Annotated in this window: 15 protein-coding genes and 1 pseudogene; 3 read left to right on the plus strand and 13 right to left on the minus strand. The window is 58.0% G+C overall.

Going from position 1 to position 15,711, the window contains the following annotated elements:
• Positions 1–122 precede the first annotated feature (122 nt).
• From VEZ38_RS16555 to VEZ38_RS16585, 8 genes and pseudogenes are all read right to left on the minus strand, one after another.
• Positions 123–1,109 (minus strand): transketolase family protein, encoded by a 987-nt coding sequence (locus VEZ38_RS16555; protein ID WP_324895378.1) that lies wholly within the window; start codon positions 1,107–1,109, stop codon positions 123–125.
• Positions 1,106–2,005, minus strand: coding sequence for a transketolase (locus tag VEZ38_RS16560; RefSeq protein WP_324895380.1), 900 nt, complete (start codon positions 2,003–2,005; stop codon positions 1,106–1,108). Before VEZ38_RS16560 ends, VEZ38_RS16555 begins: the two co-directional genes overlap by 4 nt.
• Positions 2,002–3,087 (minus strand): zinc-dependent alcohol dehydrogenase, encoded by a 1,086-nt coding sequence (locus tag VEZ38_RS16565; protein ID WP_324895382.1) that lies wholly within the window; start codon positions 3,085–3,087, stop codon positions 2,002–2,004. Before VEZ38_RS16565 ends, VEZ38_RS16560 begins: the two co-directional genes overlap by 4 nt.
• The gene (locus tag VEZ38_RS16570) at positions 3,084–4,973 is read right to left on the minus strand and encodes a glycoside hydrolase family 36 protein (protein ID WP_324895384.1); all 1,890 of its coding nucleotides are present in this window, start codon (positions 4,971–4,973) and stop codon (positions 3,084–3,086) included. Before VEZ38_RS16570 ends, VEZ38_RS16565 begins: the two co-directional genes overlap by 4 nt.
• Positions 4,974–5,113: 140 nt before the next feature.
• Positions 5,114–5,584, minus strand: coding sequence for a zinc-binding dehydrogenase (locus VEZ38_RS16575; protein WP_324895386.1), 471 nt, complete (start codon positions 5,582–5,584; stop codon positions 5,114–5,116).
• Between the two features lie 135 nt (positions 5,585–5,719).
• A pseudogene (locus VEZ38_RS20655) lies at positions 5,720–6,106 on the minus strand (alcohol dehydrogenase catalytic domain-containing protein); the annotation flags it as partial.
• 375 nt (positions 6,107–6,481) lie between these two features.
• Complete coding sequence (locus VEZ38_RS16580; protein WP_324895388.1) at positions 6,482–7,003, minus strand: CBO0543 family protein; 522 nt, start codon at positions 7,001–7,003, stop codon at positions 6,482–6,484.
• 66 nt (positions 7,004–7,069) lie between these two features.
• The gene (locus VEZ38_RS16585) at positions 7,070–7,639 is read right to left on the minus strand and encodes a CBO0543 family protein (RefSeq protein ID WP_324895390.1); all 570 of its coding nucleotides are present in this window, start codon (positions 7,637–7,639) and stop codon (positions 7,070–7,072) included.
• A 177-nt stretch (positions 7,640–7,816) separates the two neighbouring features.
• On the opposite strand from VEZ38_RS16585, the gene VEZ38_RS16590 reads away from it, so the two are divergent.
• Together VEZ38_RS16590 and VEZ38_RS16595 are read left to right on the plus strand one after the other, a co-directional pair.
• Positions 7,817–8,680, plus strand: a complete 864-nt coding sequence (locus tag VEZ38_RS16590; protein ID WP_324895392.1) for a L,D-transpeptidase family protein — start codon at positions 7,817–7,819, stop codon at positions 8,678–8,680.
• A 207-nt stretch (positions 8,681–8,887) separates the two neighbouring features.
• The gene (locus tag VEZ38_RS16595) at positions 8,888–9,046 is read left to right on the plus strand and encodes a hypothetical protein (RefSeq protein WP_324895394.1); all 159 of its coding nucleotides are present in this window, start codon (positions 8,888–8,890) and stop codon (positions 9,044–9,046) included.
• A 137-nt stretch (positions 9,047–9,183) separates the two neighbouring features.
• On the opposite strand, the gene VEZ38_RS16600 is transcribed toward VEZ38_RS16595, so the two are convergent.
• From VEZ38_RS16600 to VEZ38_RS16615, 4 genes are all read right to left on the minus strand, one after another.
• The gene (locus VEZ38_RS16600) at positions 9,184–9,909 is read right to left on the minus strand and encodes an amino acid ABC transporter ATP-binding protein (protein ID WP_324895396.1); all 726 of its coding nucleotides are present in this window, start codon (positions 9,907–9,909) and stop codon (positions 9,184–9,186) included.
• Entirely contained in the window at positions 9,902–10,603 is a 702-nt protein-coding gene (locus VEZ38_RS16605) for an amino acid ABC transporter permease (RefSeq protein WP_324895398.1), read from the minus strand. Before VEZ38_RS16605 ends, VEZ38_RS16600 begins: the two co-directional genes overlap by 8 nt.
• A gap of 66 nt (positions 10,604–10,669) precedes the next feature.
• Positions 10,670–11,563: an ABC transporter substrate-binding protein gene (locus VEZ38_RS16610; protein ID WP_324895400.1), complete on the minus strand. Its 894-nt coding sequence runs from the start codon at positions 11,561–11,563 to the stop codon at positions 10,670–10,672.
• 61 nt (positions 11,564–11,624) lie between these two features.
• The gene (locus tag VEZ38_RS16615; protein WP_324895402.1) at positions 11,625–12,995 is read right to left on the minus strand and encodes an MATE family efflux transporter; all 1,371 of its coding nucleotides are present in this window, start codon (positions 12,993–12,995) and stop codon (positions 11,625–11,627) included.
• 157 nt (positions 12,996–13,152) lie between these two features.
• Here VEZ38_RS16615 and VEZ38_RS16620 point away from each other — a divergent pair, with 157 nt between their 5' ends.
• Complete coding sequence (locus VEZ38_RS16620) at positions 13,153–13,524, plus strand: hypothetical protein (RefSeq protein ID WP_324895404.1); 372 nt, start codon at positions 13,153–13,155, stop codon at positions 13,522–13,524.
• Between the two features lie 54 nt (positions 13,525–13,578).
• Here VEZ38_RS16620 and VEZ38_RS16625 read toward each other — a convergent pair whose 3' ends face one another.
• Positions 13,579–15,477 (minus strand): PrkA family serine protein kinase, encoded by a 1,899-nt coding sequence (locus VEZ38_RS16625; protein WP_324895406.1) that lies wholly within the window; start codon positions 15,475–15,477, stop codon positions 13,579–13,581.
• Positions 15,478–15,711: the final 234 nt, after the last annotated feature.

Genomic DNA, 15,711 nt, shown 5'->3' on the forward strand with positions numbered 1-15,711 from the left:
TTCTTGTATAACGATTCCTTAATATGTACTCTCGGCATTCCCATTCCCCTTCCGGCCGAAATGAAACCGGCAAGCATGCGGCGTGGATTCCCTCCGCATGCCTGCCGGTTATCTTTATAGCTCTATGCCAATTGCTTCCTTCTTGCCAGCAAATCCAAAGCCGCTTCCATGACGGCATCGCTCGTCAGTCCATAATGAGGGAACAGCTCCTCGAGGGGGGCGGATTCCCCGAACCGGTCCAGAATCCCCACTCTCTTCATAGGCACCGGACACTCTTCCGTGAATAACTCCGCAATCGCGCTGCCCATTCCGCCGATGACCGTATGATTTTCCGCCGTTACAGCGAGGCCCGTCTTCTGGACGGAGGCGACGAGGGTCTCCCGGTCGAGCGGCTTGATAGAGGAACAATTCACGACCTCGGCGGATATCCCTATCGACTTCAACCGCTCCGCCGCTTCCAGACAACGGGTCACCATCATCCCGGAGCCGATTAAGGTAATATCCCGACCTTCCCTCAGCTTGATCGCTTTCCCGATTCGGAATCGATACGTGTCCGGCACGACGGGAGCAAGATCGTACGGCGCGATATCGCCCCGAACCATCCGGAGATATACGGGACCTTCATATTCGACGGCCGCGAACAGCGCCATCTTGAGCTCCAATTCATCGCAGGCCTCCAGAACGACAATATTCGGAATCGAACGAATGATAGCCAAGTCGTTAATGGACTGGTGGGTCGCGCCGGTATTCGGAGTCGTCAGTCCGGAGTAACATCCGATCAGCTTCACATTGGCCTCCGGATAGCCCGCTTGAACGAATAATTGATCGCAGGCGCGGCGCGCGATGAAGGCACTGAATAGAGGCACGATCGGAACGTACCCGGAACGCGATATGCCGAACGCGAAGCTTATAGCATTCTGTTCCGCTACGCCGAGCGAGACGAATCGATCCGGGTACCTCGACTTGAAAGCAAGTATGTTCGTAGCCGTGCCGGTTTCGCAGTCCAACACGACGACTTTATCATTACGAGCCCCCAATTCGAGCAGCGCTTCCTTGAATGCAGAACGCATTCCTCTCAGGGAGCTGCCGTACATTTTCTCTTCCTTCATATCCCCAACTCCTTCAGGCAAAGATGATACAGCTGCTCGTCAAGATGGCCCGCGTGCCATTTCACGGCGTCTTTCTCCATGAAGGAAATCCCTTTCCCTTTCGTCGTATGCGCGATAACCACAGACGGTTTGCCGGACGATGGAACCGGGCCGGACTCCGCCTCTAACGCCTGAAGTAACGAAGGGATATGATGGCCGTCCTGCACAACCGTCACTCGCCATCCGAAGCTTTCCCATTTCTCGGCGAACGGCTCCAAATCCGAAACCTCGGCCGTGCTTCCCGAGATAATGTACTTATTGTAATCGACGATCGCGACCAAATTATCCAATCGGAATTGCGACGCGCACATCGCGGCTTCCCAAACTTGCCCTTCTGTGCATTCCCCGTCCCCAAGCACGACATAAACCTTGGATTGCGTACCGTCCCCATGGCCTTTCCGCTTGGCAGCCCAGGCCATCCCGCAACCGTTCGACAACCCCATCCCCAGCGAGCCCGTCGGCGCTTCGATCCCCGGCAACTCCATATTCGCATGCTCTTGAAGCTTCCCGCCCAGTCGGTTAAATTCGTTCCACAGGCGATCTCTATGAAAAAACCCGCGCCACGCCATTGCCGCGTACTGTACCGCGGAGGCATGGCCCTTCGAGAGTATGAATCGATCGCGGCCCTCCCAGTCGGGGTTCAAGGGATCAAGCCTCAAAATACTGCCATATAAAACCGCCATCACTTCAGCCAAGGACAATTCCCCGCCGACATGACTGGAGTGGGTGCCCGATCGCCACGTCAACTCGATAATATCCCTCCTGAATTGCAGCGCAGCCCTCTCCAACTCCGCCGGCGTCATACCAGGCTTATAAGCGCTGACGACCGGGATACAACTCTCATTATCGACCGTCATCGCGCACACCTCCATTCTTCGTCCGCTGTCGCGATCGCTTCCGATACAAGCAGCAGCATCTTGACCCGCGCATCCTCTTGCCCTTGCATCGCCGACATGGCTTCTTCCACTGCCTCCAACCTATACCGGTGCGTGATAAGCGCGCGACTGTCGATCCGGCCCGAAGCCATCAACTCCATAGCCGGCTCGAACATGCCGGGGGACCCATTGACCCCCCTCAATGTAATTTGTCGTAGGACGAGCTGATCGATGTCCAGTTGGTTCAACGGCCGCTCATACATTCCAACGACGCTGATCGTCCCCCCGGGCTTCGTGTGGTGAACGGTTTGGGATAAGGCGGACAACGCCCCCGATGCCTCAATCACGCAATCGGCCCCCCTCCCGTTCGTCGCTTCCATAATCGCTTGCGTCGCGTTGTGCACTCCGGCGTCGATCGTTACATCAGCGCCCAGTTTGCGGCCTAGCCCCAATTTCCCTTCGTGAATTCCCGTCAAGATGACTTTGGCCGCCCCGCATACCTTGGCGAATTGTAAGGCGAAGAAGCCGATCGTGCCCGTTCCGTGCACAACTACCACGTCTCCGGCCGACACCCCGCCAAGCCGAACCGCGTGAAGCGCCGTCGCAGCCGGTTCGACGAGAGCGGCTTCATCCAAAGCCATCGCATCGGGAATACGATACATATGCCTCGCCGGCATAATCATGTACTCCGCATAGGCTCCGTCCCAGGTGTTCACGGTGCCGACGCAACGCGAGAACGGACACAGATTATAGCGTCCGGACATGCAGTTCGGGCAATCCCCGCAGGAGACGCTAGTATCCCCTACGACACGATCCCCGGGCATAAAATTTTTCACCTCGGAGCCGACTTGCTTGACGATGCCGGACCACTCGTGCCCGGGACGGACTGGATATTGAATTTGACCGGTTCGAAGGAAGGAGGATTCGCCTTTAAAGATTGAATGATCCGTTCCGCAGATGCCTGCGTAGACAACGCTGGTAAGCACATCGCGGGGACCGACAACCGGGATGTCCTCTTCCGAAATCCGAATGGTATGCGGACCCGTTATCGTGGCGACCTTCACTCCGACACCTCCGCTTCCCGACGAAGAGTCTCTAGCTTGTATTCCACGATCAAACTGTTGCGTCTCCCCGGGATCGTAACTTTGAAATGATCGGCAAGATTGGCACCGGTCATGCGCGTCTCGCGGCTCGCCCTGTTTTCATCGATCATCCGTACAAAATACACGCAATCCGGCTTTATTTTCCTCAATCCCGTCTCGAACTCTGGGTACGGACTTTCCGCTCGTCGGAAAAAGTAGGCAACGCCCTGTTCGCCGCCGCCAACATCGAATTGATAAGCCGTCCATTGCGTCTCCTCGACAGATGCGTTGGTCAACGGATAGAAATCGCCCTTCCAGTAGGAACGGAAATGTTTATATTCCGACAATGCCGCTTCCGCCTCTTCGAATTCAAAATTGTCGGAGAACACGTCGAAATTCCCTGCAATGCCCATGGTGGCAGCCGATCGAAAATCGTAAGCTCGAGGAGACCACGTCGCCGTAGCGTGGTAAGGCAAATACCTTGAGATCCCGAGCACTTGGTTGTGGTTCCAAACATCGGATTCCCACCCCTTCCGCGTCGGGATACAGCCGGTATCGCTCCTCCACAGCGGGACGGAGCGGGAACAGGTTTCGATATCGAGCCGCCTGCCTCCGGATGCGCAATTATCGATTAAGAGATTCGGAAACCTTCGAAGCAACTCGTCCCAGAATGCGTAAAGTCCTTCGATATACTTGATTTCGGTATAGCCCTCCCGATCCGGCTCGTCGCGCTCTCTCCAAAATTGCAACGGATCGATATTGAAATCCTGACGATATACGTCGATCCCGACTTCTTCAATAAAGCGGGAGACCAGCTCCGTCACCCATTCGCGGGCATCCGGGTTTCCGATGTCTAGAATATAAAATAGATACTCGCTCTTTTCGGGGTTAAGTTCTCTCGTTCTGCCCGCAACATCCAACAACCACTCGCGATGTTCCGCATAGAGCTGCGTCCCTTCGACAACCCGCTCCGGCTCGAACCATAACACGAAATCAAGTCCGCGGCGGTGCGCTTCGTCGGCTACGGGCTTCAATCCGTTCGGAAAGCCTTCCGCATAGTCATAGTTCCCCACGCCGTTAGGAAAGTAACCGCGGAACCAAGCGGCGTCCAACCAGTAAGTATCGAAATGTTTGCATTTCGCCGCGAGCTCGATGCTTTTCAGTTGACCGCTCTCGCTGCGCCATTCGGCGGATCCGACATACCGGTCGAAATTTTGCAAGGTCGCCGGCAAATAGGTGCCAGGCCGCTTCAACCACTCCGGGCTAAAGTGCTCCATCATGAGCCTGCGGAATGCGTTGTGCGCATCCTCCTCACTGCCATTCCAGGGCATGACGAGCATGCGCGGGGTACGAATCGATTCGCCGGGCTTCAAAAAGAGTCTCGTTCGCTCCATCCCCGCTCTCAAATATACTTTCCCGCCCGATCGTTCCACGGACGCCGCCCACTGCCCGCTCCATCCGATCGCGCACACCACGCCCCCTTCCGCATGGCTGAGCGTAAAGAATGGAAAGTTCGCGCAAGAAGATCGCCCCCCTTGCGCGGCGACGCGATGAACCGTATTGGGCTGAATCGTCTTCTCGACCGGCAAGAAACTTTCTTCGCCGCAAATATCGCCCTTAATACTGCTCCATCGGAGGGTAGAATGTTCCTCTGCGTCGAACCCGAGGTCGAGGGGCAAAATTTCGGACAGGATCGGGGAGTTTTCCGTCCCGCGGTTGCGAAAGCGCATCGTCCATTCGACAGCTCGGTAACGTTCGTATATTTTCGCTTCGACGGTCAGGTACAATCCTTCGCTAGGAGCCAGCCCATATTCCAGCTCGCGAATCCCATTCGAACGCTTCTCCGATACGCTCCACCCGCCATCCATTGTTCCGATGCCTGTCTTTCGGTCCCCTCCTATCAAGTAGCTGAACAAACACTCGCCCGTAATTCCGCGGTCCGCCATAGCAAAAAAAAGATGTTCCAGCTTCAACGTAAAATCACTCCTCCACTCCATAATGATTGCGCTTACATAATAATCATAAGTTTCCCTACATTGCTTTTGGACCGGAACGCCCCGATCATGAGTTCCGCCTCGTCCAATGCGAAGCAATCTGTAATCAACCGACCGAAGCGATGCGGATCCGAGGCAAGCAAGCGAACCGCCGTCAAAAATTCTCCTTCCCGGTACACTCTTGCCCCTTTCACCGTGATTTCTTTGAATAATACCGTATGTAAGTCGAAAGGAGGATCAATATCGTATTTTCCGACGATGACAACCGTTCCTTTGATTCTCACCATATGAAGCGCCGGCTCCAACACTGCCGATGCCCCCGTAGTTTCAAATACAAAATCGAATTTCACGTCATCTCGTAAAGCCAACGCATCGCGCGCCGTTGCGTATCCCAATGCCCGGGCCATCCCTAACCTTCGCTCGTTAATGTCGACGAGCGTAATGTCGGCGGCCCCCGCGATTCGACACGCCTCGGCCGTAAGCATTCCGATCGGCCCCGCGCCGAATATGAGAGCTCGATGGCCTACTGTCAGACCCGCTTCGCGAACGGAATGAATGCCTACGGCCAGCGGTTCGCTCAGAGCGGCGACCTGATGCGGAAGCTGCAAGGGAATCTTGACGAGAGCCGTCCCCGGCACTAAGCAATATTCCGCAAACCCCCCGTCCGCGTCGATTCCGATCAACCCAAGCCTCTCGCAAATATACGAATTCCCTTCTCTGCACAGCACGCATACCCCGCAAGAAATAAGCGGATTGACGACGACCGGCTCCCCTCGCCGCACAGTAGTTACCAACGACCCTGTTTCGGCCACCACTCCGGAAAACTCATGACCCAAGATCAGAGGGAATTTCGCCCGCGGATGGTACCCCCGAAGGATGGCGTCGTCCGTCGGACCGCAAAGTCCTGCACACTTTACCTGCACTAACACCATGTCGGGGGGGGTATCGGGAATCCTCACCTGCTTTACCACGATCCGATCCACAGACTCGACGACAGCCGCTTTCATTTTCTCCTCCCACGGGCTCAAAAGATCCCTTAAACTTAAATTTGTATCTACATATACATTCTATTTTTCTTTATTTGTACTGTCAATATAAAATATTATGATGTTTTTTGTATTTACATATTGCGGGTCCTATTCAGTTTCGATCGCGTATATTAAACTCCGCGGTCGCCTATAATATAGCTGCGCATCAATCCATTAACGGGAGGGTTCCGCCATGAGTAAGACAGCTATGTGGTCGTGGGTCGCGGCCGGTACGGTCGCAGGAGGCGCAATCGCGTATGCGGCATATACTCGGAAAAATCCTTTGAAATCGATTGTGCGCATGCGGTAAGGGCGGCAACGCCGAGAAGGGCCCGGGCTTCCCGGGCCCTTCTTCTATTGATTCGAACCGGTGCCGCCGGTTAAGCGCGCAAGTCCCCGCCTTTGGCGCAATCGCCTATACGTCTCCACCGCGGTTCGCGTCACCAAACTTTTCAGCGTTACGCTGCCCAGCGTATGGTACCATCTCCAGCCTCCCCCCCACCGAATCAACCCCGTTCGGCGATTCGCCCAAGCCTCCACGATCGTTAACGGAACGGAAAAGAGCAACACCTTGTAAAACCACGCCGAGAGCTTGTCCTTGCGGGTCATCTGGTTATAAATGACCGTAACCGTCGGATAGAGTACCAGATCGAATAAGATGTGTATTGAAAACTGCCGCGGCAACAGCCGCACGGGATAAGACACCTTGCCCGTCTTGACTAGGTACCGGTCCAGAAGAACGTTCGACAACGCGTTAAAAAAGTATGCAAAAGCCCAATCGCTTCGCGGACGCTTGCGCATCAGGAACGGAAGCGCGCCGGCGGAGAGGAACAGAAGTCCCTGAAGAAAGCTTCTTTCGCGCTTCGCATGGTTCATGCGAACGCCTCCTTTCGTATGCGTGCCGCCTGAGGGCCCGGGGCGGACAGAGGCGGGCGGCCGCGTTCAATCCCGGGCTCGCTCATGTAACCGTTCGAACCACCGCGTCAGCCCGTACGCCAGCCAAAACAAGACGAGATAAATCAGAAAGATGATCGGGTAATTGACCCACTTGTACTTGATAAACAGCCCCAGCGCGACCAATCCGGGTTTAAAGCCGAAGCCGAACGCGAGCGCCGTCAGGAAGGAGTACAGGAGAAAGTTTTTCTTCGCCTTCAGCGTCCATTGGTACACGAGCATGATCGCGATCGGGATGAACGCCGCGTCGAGCGAGACGCTCGGCAAGATCGGCAGCAGCTGATACGGGTATGCCCACAAGCCGTAGCGGATCCCGTACGCGTCGGCGTAGGCAAATAAAACATGTGTCGCGAAACCGAAGAAAGCGATTTGGAAAATTCGCTTGCGGTCCAGCAAAAAAAACAACGCCGCCAACGGACCGAGCAACATCGCCGCAATGAACCAAAATTGCCAGGTGTCCGGACCGGAATACATTTTCCAATACTCCACTCCGCTTTTCGTTAGCTCTTCCTGCGCCGACACCAGCGCTTGAAACAAGTTCTGCTGCCGTTCCTCCATCCACGCGCCCTCCTTCGCTCCGACGCTTCATCCGACAGCGCCCGCATCTTGAAGTCATATTGAAGCTTATCCCGCTATATTGTTTACTATTATGTCTGTTAATATTTGGAGGTGTACATCATTCTTTCGAAAAGGCGAATCGGAGGCGCCCCCGCGATCGGGACGCTTGCCGCATGTTTGCTCGCCGGTTTGCTTGCGGCGTTCGGCGCCGCCCCGCAGCCGGCGAAGGCGCAGACGCTTCCTTCGGCGAAGGCCGAGGAGCTGCTCGTCGTCAATAAAAAAACCAACGAACTGGCGTATTTCGTTGACGGGGAACGGATCCGCGTCTTCCCGGTGGCGACCGGGAAAACCGAGGAGCTTACCCCCGAGGGCGTGTTCCCGATCGTGAATAAGATCAAGGACCGTCCTTATTACAAGGAGAAGATTCCCGGCGGCGATCCGGCGAATCCGCTCGGCCGGCGGTGGCTCGGGCTGCGGGTCGGCGACACCGAAGGTACGACCTACGCGATTCACGGCAATAACAACGAGGCATCGATCGGCAAGCATGTCAGCGCCGGTTGCATCCGAATGCGCAACGACGATATCGAATGGCTGTTCGAACGCATCGCGATCGGGACGAAGGTCGTGATCGCCTCTTCGGCCGCCTCGTTCGAGGAGCTTGCCGCCAAGAACGGTTTCGAGGTGTTCGCGCCATTCGCCGCTTCGGTCTCGGTAGCCGGGGCCGCCGTCGAACCTCCCGTTCCGGTTTACGCGTACCGAGGCGTAACGTATGTCCCCCTTCGCCGCGGCTTCGAGCTGCTTGGCGGGAACGTCGCTTGGGACGCGGAGACGGGCCTTGCGACGGCGAACATCGGCGAACGCCGCATCGTCCACCGCCCCGGGGAAGCGGAGGCGGAAGTGGACGGCGCGAACGTATCGATCGCGGCGCCCTCGCGGCTGGTGGACGGATCCGTTTACGTGCCGCTCCGCGCCATGGCGTCCCTCGCCGGAGGAAACGTGCATTGGGACGCCGCTTCCCGGACCATCTACCTAGAGCCTTAATCTCAGCGAACGCGGCCGCTTGCGGGCGGCGGCGTTCCTCCAGTAAATTACGGTTATTATCCCGTACTGCCGGGAATCCATACCTGCCCCCGCAGATGTCTGTTACTTATCGAAATGTTCTGACTATTCTATTCGAAAATAGGGAATACTTACTCGTGTACCTTTAGTTTCCCGTTTCGGAAGGCAGGTGAACGGATGGACGCCGATATGAGCGTAATGGATGTGCTGGAAGAAATCCGGCGGCTTCGCCGGTCCGGCAGCTCGCTGAACAAGAAGCAAATCAAGCAGAGCCACCCGCAGCTCATCCGCAATGCGCTGTATTATTTTCCGAGCTGGGATCACGCGATCCAAAGCACGGAAGCCTGACGTCCGCGGCAGCTCCGTCTCAGTCAACGACCCGACGACATCGCGACGCAGGGGGACGGCCCCCTGGGCGTATTAGCATAACAACCCCCGATCGATGCGATCGGGGGCTGTTCCTTATTGCGGCCTGTTTGCATTTTCTATTTTAATACTTTCCCCAAAAACTCCTTCGTTCGCGGGTGCTGCGGCATGCCGAACAGCGTCGCGGGTTCGCCTTCCTCGACGATGCGCCCGCCGTCCATGAAGATCACCCGGTCGCCCACCTCGCGAGCGAATCCCATCTCGTGCGTGACGACGACCATCGTCATCCCCTCCCGGGCCAGCTCGCGCATGACGTCGAGCACCTCGCCGACCATCTCCGGGTCGAGCGCCGACGTCGGCTCGTCGAACAGCAGCACCGCCGGCTGCATCGCGAGCGCCCGCGCGATGGCGATACGCTGCTTTTGTCCGCCGGACAGCTGGGACGGATACGCTTCGGCTTTGTCCTCGAGGCCGATCCGCGCGAGCAGCTTCAGCCCGAGCGACCGCGCCTCCGCCTCCGCCATCCCCTTCAGCTTGACCGGAGCCAGCGTGACATTATCGATGACGCGAAGATGCGGGAACAAGTTGAACTGTTGAAACACCATGCCCATGCGCTGGCGCAGCTTGTCGATATCCGACTTCTTCGCGGTCAGCGACGTGCCGTCGAACTCGATGTCGCCGGAGGTCGGCGTCTCGAGCAGGTTCAGGCATCGCAGGAACGTGCTCTTGCCCGAGCCGCTCGGACCGATGACGACGACGACCTCGCCCTTCTTGATCGTCGCGTCGATGCCCTTGAGCACTTGCGTCTTGCCGAAGCTCTTCGTCAATCCCGTTACCTTAATCACTCGCCCGCATCCTCCTCTCGAGCAGCCCGACCAGCTTCGACAGCGTAAAGACGATGACGAAATAGAAGACCATTACAATAAAGAAAGGCTCGAGGCCGCGGAACGTAATGCCGCGGATGATCCCCGCCTTATACATGAGATCGCCGACCCCAATAATGGAGACGACGGCGGTCTCCTTCGTGACGACGACGAATTCGTTGCCGAGCGCCGGGATAATGTTCTTAACCGCCTGCGGCAAGATGATGTGCCGCATGGCCATCGCATGCGACATCCCGAGCGAACGGGCCGCCTCCATCTGCCCCTTGTCGACCGACTGAATGCCGGCGCGCATAATTTCGGCCACGTAGGCCGACGAATTGATGCCGACGGCGATCGCGCCGTAATAAAACTCGGAAGGCAGTCCGAACCAGCCCGGAATTTTGAACGGCAGCAGCGTCGCCACCCCGTAATAAAAGAAGCCGACCTGCACGATCGCGGGCGTCGAACGGATAAAGTCGATGTATGCCATCGCCGCCCAACGGGACGCTCGGAACCGGGACAACCGCGCGAGCGCGACGAGCACGCCGAGCAGCACCCCGAGCACGATTCCCGAAACCGCAAGCAGCAGCGTAAATTTCAGGCCTTCAAAATAAAACGAATGATACTGCGCGAAAATATCGACGATCCATTCCCATGTGCTTTTCTTCTCCGGCATGCTCATCCCCCTCTCCACACGGAAAAAGGAGACAACGGGTCGCCCGCTGTCCCCTTCCATTCCACCTTATTCCGCCGTATTTTCCATCGCGTTCGTCGCATCCGTGACGAACTGATCGATCTTGCCTTCGTCCGCAAGCCGCTTCAGCGTCGCGTTCACGGCTTCGACGAGCGCCGTCTCGCCTTTCGGCAGCGCGACCGCGGAGCCGGCCTCGTCCTGCTCGAGCGGAACGTCGGCGAGGACGAGCTCCGGATTCGCGGCGATATACGCCTTGGCGACCGGCTCTTCGACGACAAGCGCTTCGACGTTGCCCGATTTCAGGTCTAGGATGAGGTCCGGCAGCTTCGACAGCGCGCGAAGCTCGGATTGCGGCATCTGATCGGTGACGACGCCCTCTTGGATCGCGCCGAGCTGCGCGCCGACCTTCTTGCCGGCGAGCGACTCGATCGTCGTGTACTTCGCCTTATCCTCGGCGCGCACGATCACCTTCTGGACCGCGACATAATATACATCGGAGAAGTCCACCGCTTCGGCGCGCTCTTCCGTCGGCGTCATGCCGGCGACGACCATGTCGATGTTGCCGGACTGCAGCGCCGTAAGCAGGCCGTCGAAGCCCATGTCCGTGATGACGAGCTCGACGCCGAGGTCGGCCGCGATCGCCTTCGCGATCTCGATGTCGAAGCCGATGATCGTATCCTTACCGTCGATGATCTTGTGGAACTCGTACGGCGGATAGTCCGCGCTCGTGCCGAGGCGCAGCTGTCCGGACGCCTTGATCCGGTCGAGCGCGTTCGCCGGCGCTTCGGCCTTGGGCGTCTCCGTATTGGGCGCCGTCGCCTCGCCTCCCGCGCCTTGCGTGCCGTCTTGCGCGTTGTTTTGGCCGCAAGCGGCCGCAAGGACGGCTAAGATAAGCAGCATCGCTACCATTAAGATTCTAGTTTTTCTCTGTCTAAGAAACATCTGGGTCCCTCCCCGATCTACGAATAATTATGCAGTATGATAGAAGATTATAAACCACCGTTTAGCGGCTTGCAACCTCGTTTTCCGGGGGCAGGGGCGGTCCCTCCTCCTTCAGTCGAACCTGCGACCAGTCGGTCCGATAGTAGCGAGCCATCAACGCCAGTCCGAACGCGGTCATATATACATATAGCGAAATCCAAGCGCCGTAGCTGCCCCACTCGAACACGAAGACCGATACGTACGCGACGGGCAAAAACAAAAACCCGTTCAGCACCAAGGACGACTTCAGCAGAAACGCCGTGTCGCCGATGCCGCGCAGACCGCCGCCGTAGAAGTTGTAAAATCCGTCGAACAGCTGCAGGAAGGCGGCGACCTGAATCAGATGCGCCGTCAGGCGGTACACCTCCGGGTCGTCGGTGTACCACCGGGCGATCGACTCCGCGAAGACGAATTCGACGGCGCCGAGCGCCAGCAAAAACACGCTGCCGAGCAGCGCCGTATGGGTGCCCAGCTTGCGGGCGAGCTCCGGCGCGCCCCGCCCGATCTCTTGCCCGACGAGGATCGTCGCCGTCGCGCCGAACGCGAACGCCGGCATAAAGCCGAACGACATGACGTTCAACGCGACCTCGTTCGCGGCGACGGCCGTCGTCCCGAGCTCCATGACGAAACGGGTAAAGACGAGCATCGACGCGCTCATGGCGAACTCCTGAAGACCCAGCTTGCCGCTCTCCGCCGCGATGAGCTTCGTCTCGGCCAGCGTCGGGCGCACGCGCCGCCGCGTGCCGTACCGCTCGTGCATTCGAATGTAATATACATAGAGACATCCGATCAAGCCGACGGCTTCGCCGGCGACCATCCCCCAGCCTGCGCCGGCGAGCCCCAGCTCCGGGAGGCCCAGGCGGCCGAAGGCGAGTCCGTACGTCAGCAGCACCATGACGCCGTTGCCGACGATCGTAAGCAGCAACGGCGTGCGCGTATCGCCGATGCCCCGCAGAAAGCCGTGAAACACGAAGATCGGAATGGAACACGCCATCGCCGCGAAACGCAGCTGCAAATAAACCGTTCCTTCTCCGACGAACGCGGCGTCCCCGCCCATGAGCTTGAGGATCGCTCCGGACGCGAAGAGGCCGAAGAAGAACACCGCGGCCCCCATCGTCGCCGCCACGAGCAAGGCGACGTACGCGCGGCGCACGCCCTGGTCCATCCGCTCGGCGCCGAAGCTCTGCGCTACCAAGTAATTCACTGTATGCCCAAGCCCCGAAAACAGCGCCCAAGCATTATACATCACTATATTGCTCACCCCGACGATCGCGATGACGAGCGCGCCCATCTGACCGACCAGGATCAGGTTGATCGTGCCGGAGGCGGTCATCGCGGCGAACGACAGGATCGAGGGCAGGGCGAGCGAGAGAATCGTTTTCCAATGGCGCATGGGTTCCTCCGTAGCAATTTCTTGAAGCGATTCGACACCCATTCTATCATACGCCGACGTTCAAAATAATCGGTCATTTCTCGCTGATCTGAATTGTGGTAACATTGGAATTACATAGGAAGACGCGATTCGCAGGAATCGAAACGGGGGAACGTCGATGTTGAGAGACGTATTGACGGAAGCGGAGCTGCAAGCGTTGCTCGGCCCGTCCGACGAAGGCTCGGCCCGCGCGGACGGCGTCGCGCCCGCCGAATGGGACGGGGACGACCGCAAGCTGCTGCACGCGCTCGTGCGCAATCAGCTGCGGCTGCTGCATATGATCGAAGAGATGCAATCGGAGCTGCGGATGCTTAAAGCCGTCTCGACGACGGGGCCGAGCGCGCGGCAGACGACCGCCGGGCTCGAGCCGCTGCCGCTCCCGTTCATGAAGCAGTCCGGCGGCGCGCCCGCCGGCGAGGACGAACGACAAGCCGCCCCCGCCGCGGAAGCGTCGCGGAAGGAGCGGCATAAGCGCAAGTCGTTATGGTGAAGCCGGAACAAGCGGCCGTCCGGGCGCCCGACGAGCGGCGCCGTTCGGCGTCGTCTACCGATTCAGCAGACTGCCCACGTAGCGCAGCAGCTCGTTCGCGCAGGTGGGGCAATAGCCGTGTTCGTCGATCAAGCGCTTGATGACCTCGTTCATTTTCTTCAGCTGCGTCTCGTCCGGCGTCTTGGTCGATGTCGTGATTTTTACGACATCCTTCAAGTCCGCGAACAGCTTCTTCTCGATCGCCTCGCGCAGCCGGTCGTGCGTGCCGTATTCGAACGTCTTCCCCTTGCGGGCGTACGACGACATGCGAATGAGGATCTCCTCGCGGAACGCCTTCTTGGCGTTCTCGCTGATGCCGATTTGCTCCTCGATCGAGCGCATGAGCCGCTCGTCGGGATCCATCTCCTCGCCGGTGAGCGGGTCGCGGATTTTCGACCAGTTGCAATACGCCTCTACGTTGTCGAGATAATTTTCGAACAACGTCTTCGCCGACTCCTCGAACGAATAAACGAACGCCTTCTGTACTTCCTTCTTCGCCAGCGCGTCGTACTCCTTGCGCGCGAGCGAGATGAAATTCAGGTTCCGCTCCCGCTCCTCCTTCGTGATCGACGGGTGCTGATCCATGCCTTCCTTGATCGCCCGCAGCACGTCGAGCGCGTTGATGCACGTCATGTCGTGGCGGATGAGCGCGGACGAAATCCGGTTGATGACGTAACGCGGATCGACGCCGCTCATGCCTTCGTCGAGGAATTCGTTTTGCATCTCCTTGACGTCCGCGGCTTTGTATCCCTCGATCGATTCGCCGTCGTACATGCGCATCTTCTTGACCGGATCCATGCCTTGCTTCTTCGATTCCTTGAGCCGCGTCATGACCGAGAACATTGCTGCCGCTCGGAGCGCGTGAGGCGCGATATGTACGTGATTCATGTCGGAGCTGCCGATCAGCTTCGCGTAAATTTTTTCCTCGTCCGACACCCGCAGGTTATACGGTATCGGCATGACGATCATCCGCGATTGCAGCGCCTCGTTTTTCTTATTCGCGATGAAAGCCTTATACTCCGTCTCGTTCGTATGGGCGACGATCAGCTCGTCGGCCGAGATGAGCGCGAATCGCCCCGCCTTGAAGTTGCCCTCTTGCGTGAGCGACAGCAGGTTCCAGAGGAACTTCTCGTCGCACTTGAGCATCTCCTGGAACTCCATAAGACCGCGGTTCGCCTTGTTCAGCTCGCCGTCGAACCGGTACGCCCGCGGGTCGGACTCCGAGCCGTATTCGGTAATCGTGGAGAAGTCGATGCTGCCGGTCAGGTCCGCGATGTCCTGCGACTTCGGATCCGAGGGCGAGAACGTGCCGATGCCGACCCGATTATCCTCGGAGATGAGCACCCGCTCGACGCGCATCTCCTCGATGCGGCCGCCGAATTCCGTCTTGAGGCGCATCTGGCACGACGGGCACAGATTGCCCTCGATTTTCACCCCGAGCTCCTTCTCGATTTCCGGACGAAGCCCATGCGGGATCAGGTGCAGCGGCTCCTCGTGCATCGGGCAGCCTTCGATCGCGTACACCGCGCCCCGGTCGGTACGCGAAAATTGCTCCAAGCCCTTCTTCAGCAGCGTAACGATCGTCGATTTCCCGCCGGACACCGGTCCCATAAGCAGCAGGATGCGTTTGCGCACATCCAGCCGTCGGGCCGACGAGTGGAAATATTCTTCGACCAGCTTTTCCAGCGCGCGTTCGAGACCGAAAATCTCTTTCTCGAAAAACATATATCGATTTTGGCCGTCTACGGTCTCCACGCCTGCGCTCTTGATCATCTCGTACACGCGGGCGTGGGCGGTCATCGCTAGATGCGGATTCGCGCGGACGAGGTTCAGGTACTCGGCGAACGTGCCGGACCAAGCGAGTTGCTCCTCTTCACTTCGATACTGCGAGATGCGCTTGAGTATGTTGTCCATCGAACTAACCTCCTTCTCGGACGCTGGAAGAGCTGCTTCATGCACCTGGTAGTGGAGGGACAGTCACCTAACCCTTGTTTTGGTGCCGTAGTTCAGTCTATGCGCCCGGTAGGCAAACCTTGACCTGAAAATTCGTACAAATTTCGGAGAAGCGAGTTCGGCGCGCGTGCTATAATACGGGGACAAACACGACAAGGAAGGGCGAAGGCAGGTTATGGGGAAAAGGATTCCCGC

This window comes from Paenibacillus sp. (assembly GCF_035645235.1).
GTDB lineage: Bacteria > Bacillota > Bacilli > Paenibacillales > YIM-B00363 > Paenibacillus_AE.

Bases quoted from the DNA above. Each gene is read 5' to 3' on its own strand.
- VEZ38_RS16555 (WP_324895378.1), bottom strand. From the start codon at position 1,109: ATGAAGGAAGAGAAAATGTACGGCAGCTCCCTGAGAGGAATGCGTTCT.
- VEZ38_RS16560 (WP_324895380.1), bottom strand. From the start codon at position 2,005: ATGACGGTCGATAATGAGAGTTGTATCCCGGTCGTCAGCGCTTATAAG.
- VEZ38_RS16570 (WP_324895384.1), bottom strand. From the start codon at position 4,973: ATGGATGGCGGGTGGAGCGTATCGGAGAAGCGTTCGAATGGGATTCGC.
- VEZ38_RS16575 (WP_324895386.1), bottom strand. From the start codon at position 5,584: ATGCTTACGGCCGAGGCGTGTCGAATCGCGGGGGCCGCCGACATTACG.
- VEZ38_RS16580 (WP_324895388.1), bottom strand. From the start codon at position 7,003: ATGAACCATGCGAAGCGCGAAAGAAGCTTTCTTCAGGGACTTCTGTTC.
- VEZ38_RS16585 (WP_324895390.1), bottom strand. From the start codon at position 7,639: ATGGAGGAACGGCAGCAGAACTTGTTTCAAGCGCTGGTGTCGGCGCAG.
- VEZ38_RS16595 (WP_324895394.1), top strand. From the start codon at position 8,888: ATGAGCGTAATGGATGTGCTGGAAGAAATCCGGCGGCTTCGCCGGTCC.
- VEZ38_RS16605 (WP_324895398.1), bottom strand. From the start codon at position 10,603: ATGCCGGAGAAGAAAAGCACATGGGAATGGATCGTCGATATTTTCGCG.
- VEZ38_RS16610 (WP_324895400.1), bottom strand. From the start codon at position 11,563: ATGTTTCTTAGACAGAGAAAAACTAGAATCTTAATGGTAGCGATGCTG.
- VEZ38_RS16615 (WP_324895402.1), bottom strand. From the start codon at position 12,995: ATGCGCCATTGGAAAACGATTCTCTCGCTCGCCCTGCCCTCGATCCTG.
- VEZ38_RS16620 (WP_324895404.1), top strand. From the start codon at position 13,153: ATGTTGAGAGACGTATTGACGGAAGCGGAGCTGCAAGCGTTGCTCGGC.
- VEZ38_RS16625 (WP_324895406.1), bottom strand. From the start codon at position 15,477: ATGGACAACATACTCAAGCGCATCTCGCAGTATCGAAGTGAAGAGGAG.